Origin of the sequence: Cupriavidus taiwanensis LMG 19424, assembly GCF_000069785.1 — a bacterium.
GTDB classification, from domain to species: domain Bacteria; phylum Pseudomonadota; class Gammaproteobacteria; order Burkholderiales; family Burkholderiaceae; genus Cupriavidus; species Cupriavidus taiwanensis.
In genome coordinates this window covers 1,606,711-1,618,731 of sequence record NC_010530.1, presented here as the reverse complement: position 1 = coordinate 1,618,731, position 12,021 = coordinate 1,606,711, and the positions used below count along the sequence as shown (strand labels likewise).

Here is a 12,021-nt window from a genome sequence, read left to right as displayed (position 1 = left end):
CGCTGCGTGCAGCAGGACGGACAAGGACCGCGGGTGGGCGCCGGGCTCAGGCGCGTCTTCCGGCGTGCCGCAGCAGCATCGCGCCCAGCGGCAGCGCGAGTCCGAAGGCGACGTAGACCAGCGCCAGCATGCCGGGCGACAGCCGGCGCTCGAAGCCGGGGGTGAGGCGATGGGGTGTGCACTTCAGGTCGACGAAGCACGCAATGCCGGCAACCGCGAGGCCGCCTATCACGCTGGGGCGGGCAGCGCGATGGGCGCCGCCCACGGCCATCGCGCCTTCGTAGAACGCCGCCCAGAACACCGACATCGCATGATGGATGACATAGCCCAGCACCGTATGCCGCACCGACGGCCGGTTGGTGTGTATGGCCCGATCGCCCCAGATCCAGTGGCTGACCGCGTTCACGGGCGCGAAGGCGCTGCCGCAGTCGACGCTGCCGCCGCAGGCGAGCATGCCCGTGGACAACAGGCTGGCGCAGCTGCCCGAGACCGCGGCCCGGCGCAGCACCGTGGCCGCATCCAGCGCGTGCTCGTGCTCGGCGCCAGCGGCTTTATCGGCCGGCATGCCTGTGCCGCAATGCTGGATCGAGGATTCCATGTGATAGCGGGGGTGCGGCGCGTGCCTGCGCACGATGCACCCGAAGCGCCGCACGGCGGCCATGCCTGCACGGCAAGCGAATTTCGTGCCGTCGATTTCGCACGGATGACGGCGGCAGAAGACTGGGCGCCGTTGCTGGCCGATGTCGATGCGGTGGTCAACCTCGTCGGCATCTTCCGCGAAACCAACACGCAGCGCTTCGACGTCCTGCACCGCGCCGCGCCGCAGGCGCTGTTCGATGCCTGCCTGCGCCAGCGCGTGCGGCTGGTGGTGCAGATGTCGGCGCTGGGGGCCGACGAACACGCGCTCACCGAGTTCCATCGCAGCAAGCGCACGGCCGACCAGCACCTGCTCGGCCTCGGCATCGATGCCACGGTGCTGCAGCCGTCGCTGGTCTTCGGTGCCGACGGCACCAGTGCGCAGCTGTTCTGCGCGCTCGCGACGCTGCCCTGCCTGGCGCTGCCGGGCGGCGGTGGGCAGCCGGTGCAGCCGGTCCATGTCGACGATGTGGCGCAAGCCATCGTAGCCCTGCTGGCCGAATGGGGCGGCGCGGCGCCCTGGCACTCCGGCCGGCTGGCACTGGTGGGCCCGGCGCCGATGCCGCTGGCCGGGTACCTGCAGGCCTTGCGGCATGGCCTGGGCTTGCGCGGCAACGCGTGGCTGTTGCCGATGCCGCGCGTGCTGGCCCGCGCGATGATGCCGCTGGCCGAACGCGCCACCGGCGGCGTGCTGGGGCGCGATGCGCTGACCATGCTGGACCAGGGCAGCGTGGCCGATCCGGCGGGGCTTGAGCACGTGCTGGGGCGGCCGCCGCGGGCGGTGGCTGCGTTTATCCCACCCGGACTGCGCGGCGCGTTGCGCGCGCAGGCGCTGCAGCGCTGGATCCATCCGCTGTTGCGCTGGAGCCTGGCCTTCGTGTGGATCGTCACCGCGGCGGTTTCGCTGGGCCTGTACCCGGTGGCCGACAGCTATGCGCTGCTGGCGCGCGCGGGCGTGCCGCCGGCGCTGCAGCCGCTGGCGCTGTATGGCGCCGCGCTGCTTGACCTGGCCGTCGGTGTGCTGTGCGTGCTGCCGCGGCGCCCGCACTGGCTGTGGCTGGCGCAGATCGCGCTGATCCTGGGCTACACGGCGATCATCAGCGTGCGGCTGCCGGAATACTGGCTGCATCCGTATGGCCCACTCAGCAAGAACGTGCCGATGCTGGCCGTGCTGTGGTGGCTGCACCTGACCGAGGAGCGGGGATGGACTACGTCACGCTGAAATGGCTGCACATCATGTCGGCGACCTTCCTGTTCGGCACCGGCGTGGGCAGCGCCTTCTACCTGGTTGGCGCGACACTGACGCGCAATGTCCGCACCGTTGCCGCGACCGCGCGCATGGTGGTGATCGCCGACTGGATCTTCACCGCCTCCACCGCGATCCTGCAGCCGCTGACGGGCTATGCGCTGGTGAAGATGGCCGGGTTCTCGTGGTCGGTGCCGTGGCTGAAATGGTCGGTGGTACTTTACGCCATCGCCATAGCGTGCTGGCTGCCGGTGGTCTGGCTGCAGAAGCGCATGCGCGACGTGGCGCTCGGCTGTACCGGGCCCCAGCTGCCGCGCGCCTACTGGCGCCTGTTCTGGTGGTGGTTCGGCCTCGGCTTTCCGGCGCTGTTTTCGTTCCTGGCGATCTTCTACCTGATGGTGGCCAAGGTCAGCTGAACAAAAAACGGCGAGGCCGCTGCCGCGCACCTCGCCGTGAACCGATCGGGCCCCGCTCAGTTGAGGTGGCCGACCGCGCGCAGGTACTCGTTCTTCTTTTCGAAGATCAGCCCGCTCAGGAACGCGGCATCATAGGCGGCCAGCAGGTGAGGGTGGTGTTCCTCGATATAGCGGGCCACGCGTCCCTTTTCGCATTCGATGCCGCACAGCCATTCATACATGGCGGCGTCCCAGCGAAAGCGCAGCCCCAGTTCGATAAACGCCGCGTTATAGGCCGCGAGCTGGGTCTCGCGCGGGATCGGCTGGTTGTCGGCGCCAACGGTGATGGCGGCGTGGCGGCTTTCCTGCTGGGCTGGGTTCATGCTGGTCTCCTCGGATGCGCGCTGGCAGTTGGGTTGAGACAAGCATAGGGAGGGGGAACGATTTACGATAATTAAAGTTTCATAGCAAAACCATAAACGATCGTTTATGACGTCACGCGGGCCTCCTGGCGCATCATTCCGCCCACGCCCGTGATGGTCTGGATCAGGTCGGCGCCTTCTTCCATCAGGAACTGCTTGAACGCCAGCGCCACCGGCGGCAGCCGCTTGTTCTTGCGATGCACCACGTACCAGTTGAGCATCACGGGAAAGCCTTCGATATCGAGCACGGCGAGCTTGCCGGCCTGCAGCTCCAGGCCCACGGTATGGGCTGACAGGAAGGCGATGCCCATGTTGGCTATCACCGCTTGCTTGATGGTCTCGGTGCTCTTGATCTCCATCGCGATGCGCAGGTTCGACAGCCGCCCGGCAAAGCCCTCCTGCATCGAATTCCAGGTGTCCGAGCCCTTCTCGCGCGAGACGAAGGCTTCGTCGGCGAGCGCTGCCAGCGGGATATTGCGCTGGCCCACCAGCGGATGGCTGGGCGCGGCGACGATCACATAAGGATGGGGGGCAAAGGCCTCGTTGATGGTGTCCATGCCTTCGGGCGGGCGCACCATCACGGCAAGGTCGGTCAGGTTGCCGGCCAGCTGGTGCAGCAACTCCTCACGGTTGTGCACGGCCAGGTTCAGCGTCACGCCCTCGTGGCGTTCCATGAACTCGGCCAGCAGGCGCGGGAAGAAATAGTCGCCGGCGCTGATCACCGCGACATTGAGGCGGCCGCCGGAAATGCCCTTGAGCTGCGACATGGCATCTTCCGCCTCGCGGAACTGCTGGATGATGCTGCGGCTGTAATGCAGCATTTCATGGCCCGCCGGCGTCAGGTAGATCTTCTTGCCGAGCTGCTCGAACAGCGGCAGCCCGACGTGGTGCTCCAGCTGCCGCACCTGGGTCGACACTGCGGGCTGGGTCAGGTGCAGTTCCTCGGCGGCGCGGGAAAAGCTCATATGGCGCGCAACGGTCTCGAAGACCTTCAGTTGCCGCAGCGTGGCGTTCTTCATCCGGCTCCCGTCCTATAAACGATCCGCTATATAAACGATAAAAAACTTTATGCAGTGCTGATCTTAGATTCAAGTAGCATCAATCGCCAGATCGGCATATCCCGACCGCGTCCGGCACGCCGGCACCGCAGGCGCCAGCCGCCGGCCACCAGCATGGCCGATAACAACGATGGCTGCCGACAGCCACGACCAACACCAAGGAGACTACCGTGACCGGACCGAACGCAGCCGTGCGTCCCCCGCGGCGCCGTGCCATGCCCAGGATTCGCCTCAGCCACGCAGGGGCGGGGCAGGGGGGCAGGCCATGAATATCTCGCTCCCGCAACTGAAGGCCTTTGCCGCCGTGGCGCGGCACAAGAGCTTTACCCGCGCCGCGGTGGAACTGGGCCTGACGCAATCCGCGGTCAGCCGCAGCGTGCGCGAGCTGGAAGAAGAGATCGACCAGCGGCTGTTCGACCGCACCACGCGGCAGGTGGAACTGACCGACGCGGGCCAGCACTTGTCGCAGCGCATCTGCCACCTGATCGAAGAGGTGGAGCAGACCTTGCGCGACAGCCAGAGCGCCAGCCGGCCCTGCCAGGGCCTGGTACAGATTGCGTCGGATCCGGTGCTGAGCTCGATGTCGCTGCCGACCTGGCTTGCCGGCTGCCGGCAGGCGTGGCCGGCGATCGCCATTCACCTGAAGGACCGTTCTCAGGAATCGGTGTTGCAAAGTGTGCGTAGCGGCGAGGTCGATTTCGGCATTGCCACCGATCCGCGTGCCGGCGATGACCTGTACTGCGAGCCGTTGTGCGTCGATGCCTATCACGCCGTGCTGCCCGCCAAGCACCCGCTGGCGCAGCGCGACACAGTAGGGTGGGGCGATCTCTGCGACGCCAGCGTGCTGACGCTGGACCAGCAGTGCGGCGTGCAGCCCGCGGTGGAAAAGGCGCTCAGCAGCTATCACGTGCGCGCGGGCTCGCTGCAACTGCTTGGCCATTTCGCGGCGGTGTTCGGCATGGTGGCCCTGGGCCTGGGCATCGGCGTGCTGCCGTCGCGGGCGCAGGCCGGCGGCATGCACCCGGCCGCCGTGATGCGGCCGCTGCGGCCACAGGTAACGTCGACCGTGATGCTGGTGCGGCGCAAGAGCCGGTCGCTCAAGCCCAACGCCGCCGCGATCTGGGACGCCTTGCGCGGCCAGGAGTATCAGGAGCCGCCTGTCAGGGCGCGCGACGCCACGACGGTCTGACAAGCCGGCCCACTACGAGCCCGGAAAGGGGGCAGTGTTGGATTAGTGCAAAAGCTCTACTGATATATTACATACAGGATATTTACACATAGTGCGGCGCAGCATATAATGAAAACTCCTGATCACAACGCTACTGGAGTTTTCAAATGGAAGTCGCTCTTCTCGTCGCCCTTGGCCTGGCCCTGATTGCTGCCGGTGTGGGCGTGACCACGCTGCTGGCCACCCGCCTGCCCATGGATGTGCTGGTCACCGCGCAGGACCACGGCCGCTTCGCCGGCCTGGGTTCGAACCAGCACAGCGACGGCGTGGGCCGTGCCAGCGCATCGCGCATCGTTCCCGCCGCTGGTGAACTGGCCTATGCCTGAGCCCGCCAGGCAGCCGGCGCAGACGGCGCATTCGCGCTGAAGCGCTTCTGGCAAGGGCTGTAGCGGCCGGCATCCCTTGCGACCCTCACGGCGAACCCGGCCGCCCCCTCCTTATCCCCCCGGTTCGCACTCGCGAACGCCTCGCGCACCGCTGCGCCCCCCGGTGTCCGCCAGCCGGAGACCGCCTGGCCAACTCCAGGTGGATTCCCCAACATTCCATATTGATACGTACATCGCCAGACATCCATGTCTGCATCTAGGGACTTTCCCGAACTGATCGTTTTCCCGGTGTTTCGATGGCGCGATCCCCGGCATGCTTGCGGATGCCGGGCGTGACCCGATTGATCTTCGCGCGCAAGGCAACTGCTTGATTTCCAAGGACTCTTGATGCTGCCCGAACACCCATTGATGCGGCCTTCGCACCAGTCGCAGGCGCTCAGTGGGGACTACGGCTTCAGGTAACGCGGCGCGATGCTGCACAGCCGCGACGAATACGCTTGACTTACCTGATATATCACATACCGTATAGCACTAGGACGGCTAAGCTGTTCTTCGACCGAGAGTCACGCAGAGGCGTCTGAAGGCGCCCATCTTCCACCTTGGCGGTTCGCCGCTATAAGGAGACATCATGGAATTGCAGCAGAGGGAGTCCACGTCGCGCTTTGCGTCGCCGTGGGTGCAACTGGTATTCGGCGTGATCTGCATGGCGATGATCGCCAACATGCAATACGGCTGGACACTGTTCGTCAACCCGATCGACGACAAATACGGCTGGGGCCGCACGGCGATCCAGGTCGCCTTCACCATCTTCGTCGTTACCGAAACCTGGCTGGTGCCGATCGAGGGCTACCTGGTCGACAAGTACGGCCCGCGCCCGGTGGTGGTGGGCGGCGGCCTGCTGTGCGCCGTGGCCTGGGCGCTGAACTCGGTGGCCTCCTCGCTGCCCATGCTTTACGTCGCGGCAGCCATCGGCGGCCTGGGCGCGGGCGCGGTGTATGGCACCTGCGTCGGCAATGCGCTGAAGTGGTTCCCGAATCGCCGGGGGCTGGCGGCCGGGATTACCGCGGCCGGCTTCGGTGCCGGCTCGGCCCTCACCGTGGTGCCGATTGCCAACATGATCAAGACCTCGGGGTATGAGGCGGCATTCCTGTGGTTCGGCCTGGGCCAGGGGCTGGTGGTGTTCATCCTCGGCATGGCCCTGTACCCGCCGTCGGCCAAGATCCTGAGCGAGGTCAAGACCACGCTGAAGGCGGCCGCCACCTACAACGCGTCGCCGCGCGAGGTGCTGAAGTCACCGATCTTCTGGGTCATGTACGCGATGTTCGTGATGATGGCAGCCGGCGGCCTGATGGCAACCGCGCAGCTGGGTCCGATCGCCAAGGACTTCGGCCTGCACGAGGCGCCCATCTCGATCCTCGGCCTGACCCTGCCGGCGCTGACCTTCGCACTGACCATCGACCGCGTCCTCAACGGCCTGACGCGTCCGTTCTTCGGTTGGATCTCCGATCACATCGGCCGCGAACGCACCATGTTCTTCGCCTTCGGCGTCGAGGCGGTCGGCATCCTGCTGCTGTCGAAGTACGGTCACCATCCGGTAGCCTTCGTGATCCTGACCGGCGTGGTGTTCTTCGCCTGGGGCGAGATCTACAGCCTGTTCCCGGCCACCTGCGGCGACACCTTCGGGCCCAAGTTTGCCGCCACCAACGCCGGCCTGCTGTACACCGCCAAGGGCACGGCCGCCTTGCTGGTGCCGTTCTCCAGCGTGATCACCGCCGCGACCGGCAGCTGGCATGCCGTCTTCATGGTGGCCTCGGGCATGGCGGCATTGACTGCGATCATGGCGCTGTTCGTGCTCAAGCCGATGCGCGAAGCCCATGCCCGCAAGTATGTCCATGCCAATACCTCGGCACCGATGGGCTATCGTACGGTGCCGGAGGACCTGACCTGATGAAGAAAGCAGGACGGCACCCGCGCGGCGCCGGCGGTAACCGGGCGCGGCGGCTGCGATGCCTGCACGGCGGCCACGCCCGGTAGCACAATACGACAACAACAAGGCACGACAGGAGGGCGGCCCGCCGGGCGCCCTCCTGATCGCGCAGCGCAACCCCACAAACAACATCCAGGCACGCCATGAACCAGGTTGTCATTCCCCTCGAGGCCACGGGCCTCAGCCGGCAGCGCAAGCGCCGCCAGCCCAAGGGCCGGCAGGTCGACGCGGCCGCGCTGGCCGAAGTGCGCGTGGCGCTGGGCGACATGCCCCGCCGGCGCGACCTGCTGATCGAACACCTGCATTGCATCAACGACCGCTACGGCCAGCTCGCCATGCCGCACCTGGTCGCGCTGGCCAGCGAGCTGCGCCTGTCGATGACCGAGGTCTACGAGGTCGCCACGTTCTACCACCACTTCGACGTGGTGCGCGAGGATGCCGACGGCCAGATCGCGCCGCCGCCCGCGCTGACCGTGCGCGTATGCGAAGGCATTGCCTGCGAGCTGGCCGGTGCGCAGGCCCTGATCGACAAGCTGCCGGCACTGCTCGGCACCGAGGTGCGCGTGATCGCCGCCCCCTGCATCGGCCGCTGCGAGAAGGCGCCCGCCGCGCTGGTCGGGCAGAACCCGGTCGACAATGCAACCGCCGAGACGATCGGCACCGCCGTGGAGGCCAAAGCGGTCCGCCATGCGCCCGAACCCCATATCGACTACGACGCCTACCGGCGCGACGGCGGCTATGCCTTGCTGAAGGCCCTGGCCGGCGGCGGGCTGGAGCCGGACGCGGTGCTGGCCACGATGGAGGACTCCGGCCTGCGCGGGCTGGGCGGCGCGGGCTTCCCGACCGGGCGCAAATGGCGCATCGTGCGCGGCGAGGCCGCGCCGCGGCTGATGGCGGTCAATATCGACGAGGGCGAGCCCGGCACCTTCAAGGACCGCGTCTACCTGGAACGCGACCCGCACCGGTTCCTGGAAGGCATGCTGATCGCGGCGCGCGTGGTCGACGTGGCGGCGATCTACATCTACCTGCGCGACGAATATGCCGGCTGCCGCGCGCTGCTGGCCGAAGCCTTGCAGCAATTGCAGCAAGACCCGCCGGTGGCGCGGCTGCCCCGCATCGAACTGCGCCGCGGCGCGGGCGCGTATATCTGCGGCGAAGAATCGGCAATGATCGAATCGATCGAAGGCAAGCGCGGCATGCCTCGGCTGCGTCCGCCATACGTGGCGCAAGTGGGCCTGTTTGGCCGGCCCACGCTGGAGCACAACTTCGAAACCCTGTACTGGGTGCGCGACATCATCGAGAAGGGCGCCGAGTGGTTCGCCTCGCAAGGGCGCAACGGGCGCAAGGGCCTGCGCTCGTTCTCGGTCTCGGGCCGGGTCAGACGACCTGGCGTGCACCTGGCGCCGGCCGGGATCACGGTGCGCGAACTGATCGACGAATACTGCGGCGGCATGCTCGACGGCCATGCGTTCTACGGCTACCTGCCGGGCGGCGCGTCGGGCGGCATCCTGCCGGCGGCGATGGGCAATATCCCGCTCGACTTCGACACGCTGCAGCCCTACGGCTGCTTTATCGGCTCGGCCGCGATCGTGATCCTGTCCGACCACGACAGCGCCACGCAGGCGGCGCGCAACCTGATGCACTTCTTCAAGCACGAGTCGTGCGGACAATGCACGCCGTGCCGCACCGGCACGGCCAAGACGCTCGACCTGATCCGCCAGCCGAAGTGGGACCTGGCGGCGCTGGACGACCTGTCCGCGGTGATGCGCGATGCCTCGATCTGCGGCCTGGGACAGGCCGCGCCGAACCCGGTCGACTGCGTGATCAAGTACTTCCCGCACGAACTGGCCTGATGCTGGCCCGAGCCTGAGAGACAGACATGAATGCACTGACCCGCGCCGAACGCGCGCTAGTCGAATCCGCCGAGCCCGCCGTCACCTTCACCCTCAACGGCCGCGAAGTGAGCGCAGAGCCGGGCGAAAGCCTGCTGAAGGTGGCACAGCGCGAGGGCTTCGACGTGCCGCACCTGTGCTACAAGGACGGCCTCGAGCCCGCCGGCAATTGCCGCGCCTGCATGGTCGAAATCCAGGGCGAGCGCGTGCTGGCGCCGTCCTGCTGCCGCTATCCCGCCGCAGGCATGCAGGTGCAGACCGAATCGGAGCGCGCCCGCCGCGCCCAGCGCACCGTGCTGGAGTTGCTGCAGTCGGACATGCCGGAAGCGGAGTACACGCGCAACAACGAGCTTGACCAATGGGCCGCCAGGCTGGAAGTCGGCAAGCCCCGCTTCGCCCCGCGCGAGCGCGTCTCGGCAGACCTGTCGCACCCGGCCATCGCGGTCAACCTGGATGCCTGCATCCAGTGCACGCGCTGCCTGCGGGCCTGCCGCGACGAACAGGTCAACGACGTGATTGGCCTGGCGCTGCGTGGCGACGATGCGCGCATCGTGTTCGACATGGACGACCCGATGGGCGCCTCGACTTGCGTCGCCTGCGGCGAATGCGTGCAGGCCTGCCCGACCGGCGCGCTGATGCCCGCGCGCGATGCCGCGCTGGCGGTGCCGGACAAGCAGGTGGAATCGGTGTGTCCGTACTGCGGCGTCGGCTGCCAGCTGACCTACAACGTCAAGGACAACCGCATCCTGTTCGTCGAAGGGCGCGATGGCCCGGCCAACCACCGGCGCCTGTGTGTGAAAGGCCGCTACGGCTTCGACTACGTCCAGCATCCGCAGCGGCTGACGGTGCCGCTGGTGCGCCGCGACGGCGTGCCGAAGCAGGGCGATTTCGTCATGGATCCCGACCATGTGATGGAGGTGTTCCGCGAAGCCAGCTGGGAAGAGGCGCTGGCGCTGGCCGGCGGCAAGCTCGCGCAGATCCGCGACACCCATGGCAAGCGCGCGCTGGCCGGGTTTGGCTCGGCCAAGGGCAGCAATGAAGAGGCCTACCTGTTCCAGAAGCTGGTGCGCACCGGCTTCGGCAGCAACAACGTCGACCACTGCACGCGGCTGTGCCATGCCTCGTCGGTGGCGGCGCTGCTGGAAGGGATCGGCTCGGGCGCGGTGTCCAATCCGGTGATGGATGTCGACAAGGCCGAAGTGGTGATCGTGATCGGCGCCAACCCGACGGTGAACCATCCGGTGGCGGCCAGCTGGATCAAGAACGCCGTAAAGAACGGCACCAAGCTGATCGTGGCCGATCCGCGCCGCTCGGACTTGGCGCGCTTTGCCTGGCGCTTCCTGCAGTTCAAGCCCGATGCCGACGTGGCGCTGCTCAACGCGATGATGCATGTCATCGTCAACGAAGGGCTGGTCGACCAGGACTTCATCGACAGCCGCACCATCGGCTTCGACGAACTGCAGCGCAACGTGGCCGCGTACAGCCCCGAGCTGATGGCGCCGATCTGCGGCATCGACGCCGAGACCATCCGCGAGGTCGCGCGCGTCTATGCCGCCTCGAAGGCTTCGATGATCCTTTGGGGCATGGGGGTTTCGCAGCACGTGCACGGCACCGACAATGCACGCTGCCTGATCGCGCTGGCGCTGATGACCGGGCAGATCGGCCGCCCCGGCACCGGCCTGCATCCGCTGCGCGGCCAGAACAACGTGCAGGGCGCTTCCGACGCGGGGCTGATCCCGATGATGTACCCGGACTACCGGCGCGTCGACGATCCGCTGGCGATCGCCAGCTTCGAGGCGCTGTGGGGCATGCCGCTGGACCGCCAGCCGGGCCTGACCGTGGTCGAGGTGATGCAGGCGATCGAGCGCGGCGAGGTGCGCGGCATGTACATCATGGGCGAGAACCCGGCGATGTCCGACCCCGACGCCGAGCATGCGCGCGAGGCGCTGGCGTCGCTCGACCACCTGGTGGTGCAGGACATCTTCCTGACCGAGACGGCGTACCTGGCGGACGTAGTGCTGCCAGCCTCGGCCTTCCCCGAAAAGACCGGCACCTTCACCAACACCGACCGCACCGTGCAGCTCGGCCGGCAGGCGCTGAATCCGCCGGGGCAGGCGCGGCAGGACCTGTGGATCATCCAGCAGATGGCGGCGCAGCTCGGGCTGGACTGGCACTACGACAGCGTCGAGGACGTGTTCAACGAGATGCGGCAGGCGATGCCGAGCATCGGCGGCGTGACCTGGGAGCGGCTGGAACGCGAACACGCGGTGACGTATCCGTGCAAGGAAGAGGGCGATCCGGGCGAGCCGGTGATCTTCACCGACAGCTTCCCGACCGCGACGGGCCGGGGACGCTTCGTGCCCGCCGATATCATTCCGGCGGCGGAGCGGCCCGACGCCGACTACCCGATGGTGCTGATTACCGGGCGCCAGCTCGAGCACTGGCATACCGGCAGCATGACGCGCCGCGCCGGCGTGCTGGACGCGATCGAACCCGATCCGGTGGCGCTGGTGCATCCGCTGGACCTCGACGCGCTCGGCGGCACGCCCGGCGGCGTGGTCACGCTGTCGTCGCGGCGCGGCGAGGTCACGCTTTATGCGCGCGCCGATGCCGGCACGCCGCGCGGCGCCGTGTTCGTGCCGTTCTGCTACTACGAGGCGGCGATCAACAAGCTGACCAACGCGGCGCTGGACCCGTTCGGCAAGATTCCCGAGTTCAAGTATTGCGCGATCAGGATGACGGTGGGCGGCGAGGTGCCGGTGCAGTCCAGCTATGGCGGCGGGCAGATCCTTGAGCCCGCTTCAGCCTAGCCGCAAGGACCGGTGGTGTTT

The 12,021-nt window shown here is 67.3% G+C and carries 10 protein-coding genes; 7 read left to right on the top strand and 3 right to left on the bottom strand.

Translation table 11 applies throughout. The annotated features are described in order from the left end of the window. Window positions 1–46: 46 nt before the first annotated feature. Window positions 47–661: a hypothetical protein gene (locus RALTA_RS22870; RefSeq protein WP_407637506.1), complete on the bottom strand. Its 615-nt coding sequence runs from the start codon at window positions 659–661 to the stop codon at window positions 47–49. Here RALTA_RS22870 and RALTA_RS22865 point away from each other — a divergent pair. Together RALTA_RS22865 and RALTA_RS22860 are read left to right on the top strand one after the other, a co-directional pair. Then, window positions 578–1,858, top strand: a complete 1,281-nt coding sequence (locus tag RALTA_RS22865) for an SDR family oxidoreductase (RefSeq protein WP_407637505.1) — start codon at window positions 578–580, stop codon at window positions 1,856–1,858. The genes RALTA_RS22870 and RALTA_RS22865 overlap by 84 nt on opposite strands. Then, window positions 1,840–2,298: a DUF2269 family protein gene (locus RALTA_RS22860; protein ID WP_012356315.1), complete on the top strand. Its 459-nt coding sequence runs from the start codon at window positions 1,840–1,842 to the stop codon at window positions 2,296–2,298. The genes RALTA_RS22865 and RALTA_RS22860 overlap by 19 nt, the downstream gene beginning before the upstream one ends. Window positions 2,299–2,354: 56 nt before the next feature. On the opposite strand, the gene RALTA_RS22855 is transcribed toward RALTA_RS22860, so the two are convergent. Beyond that, window positions 2,355–2,660, bottom strand: coding sequence for an HAD family hydrolase (locus RALTA_RS22855; RefSeq protein WP_012356314.1), 306 nt, complete (start codon window positions 2,658–2,660; stop codon window positions 2,355–2,357). Between the two features lie 104 nt (window positions 2,661–2,764). Continuing rightward, window positions 2,765–3,718, bottom strand: a complete 954-nt coding sequence (locus RALTA_RS22850; RefSeq protein ID WP_012356313.1) for a LysR family transcriptional regulator — start codon at window positions 3,716–3,718, stop codon at window positions 2,765–2,767. A gap of 304 nt (window positions 3,719–4,022) precedes the next feature. On the opposite strand from RALTA_RS22850, the gene RALTA_RS22845 reads away from it, so the two are divergent. The 5 genes from RALTA_RS22845 (at window position 4,023) to fdhF (ending at window position 12,000) form a co-directional block, all read left to right on the top strand. Then, on the top strand, window positions 4,023–4,946 hold the full coding sequence (locus RALTA_RS22845; RefSeq protein ID WP_012356312.1) for a LysR family transcriptional regulator: 924 nt from the start codon (window positions 4,023–4,025) through the stop codon (window positions 4,944–4,946). 146 nt (window positions 4,947–5,092) lie between these two features. Then, entirely contained in the window at window positions 5,093–5,311 is a 219-nt protein-coding gene (locus tag RALTA_RS22840) for a hypothetical protein (RefSeq protein ID WP_012356311.1), read from the top strand. A 628-nt stretch (window positions 5,312–5,939) separates the two neighbouring features. Next, window positions 5,940–7,259: an oxalate/formate MFS antiporter gene (gene oxlT, locus RALTA_RS22835; protein ID WP_012356310.1), complete on the top strand. Its 1,320-nt coding sequence runs from the start codon at window positions 5,940–5,942 to the stop codon at window positions 7,257–7,259. A gap of 182 nt (window positions 7,260–7,441) precedes the next feature. Next, a complete protein-coding gene (locus RALTA_RS22830; protein ID WP_012356309.1) occupies window positions 7,442–9,151 on the top strand; it encodes an NADH-ubiquinone oxidoreductase-F iron-sulfur binding region domain-containing protein in 1,710 nt (569 codons plus the stop codon). A 26-nt stretch (window positions 9,152–9,177) separates the two neighbouring features. Next, window positions 9,178–12,000, top strand: coding sequence for a formate dehydrogenase subunit alpha (gene fdhF / locus RALTA_RS22825; RefSeq protein WP_012356308.1), 2,823 nt, complete (start codon window positions 9,178–9,180; stop codon window positions 11,998–12,000). Window positions 12,001–12,021 lie beyond the last annotated feature (21 nt).

Bases quoted from the DNA above. Each gene is read 5' to 3' on its own strand.
- RALTA_RS22865 (WP_407637505.1), top strand. From the start codon at position 578: ATGCTGGATCGAGGATTCCATGTGATAGCGGGGGTGCGGCGCGTGCCT.
- RALTA_RS22870 (WP_407637506.1), bottom strand. From the start codon at position 661: ATGGCCGCCGTGCGGCGCTTCGGGTGCATCGTGCGCAGGCACGCGCCG.
- RALTA_RS22860 (WP_012356315.1), top strand. From the start codon at position 1,840: ATGGACTACGTCACGCTGAAATGGCTGCACATCATGTCGGCGACCTTC.
- RALTA_RS22855 (WP_012356314.1), bottom strand. From the start codon at position 2,660: ATGAACCCAGCCCAGCAGGAAAGCCGCCACGCCGCCATCACCGTTGGC.
- RALTA_RS22850 (WP_012356313.1), bottom strand. From the start codon at position 3,718: ATGAAGAACGCCACGCTGCGGCAACTGAAGGTCTTCGAGACCGTTGCG.
- RALTA_RS22845 (WP_012356312.1), top strand. From the start codon at position 4,023: ATGAATATCTCGCTCCCGCAACTGAAGGCCTTTGCCGCCGTGGCGCGG.
- RALTA_RS22840 (WP_012356311.1), top strand. From the start codon at position 5,093: ATGGAAGTCGCTCTTCTCGTCGCCCTTGGCCTGGCCCTGATTGCTGCC.
- oxlT (WP_012356310.1), top strand. From the start codon at position 5,940: ATGGAATTGCAGCAGAGGGAGTCCACGTCGCGCTTTGCGTCGCCGTGG.
- RALTA_RS22830 (WP_012356309.1), top strand. From the start codon at position 7,442: ATGAACCAGGTTGTCATTCCCCTCGAGGCCACGGGCCTCAGCCGGCAG.
- fdhF (WP_012356308.1), top strand. From the start codon at position 9,178: ATGAATGCACTGACCCGCGCCGAACGCGCGCTAGTCGAATCCGCCGAG.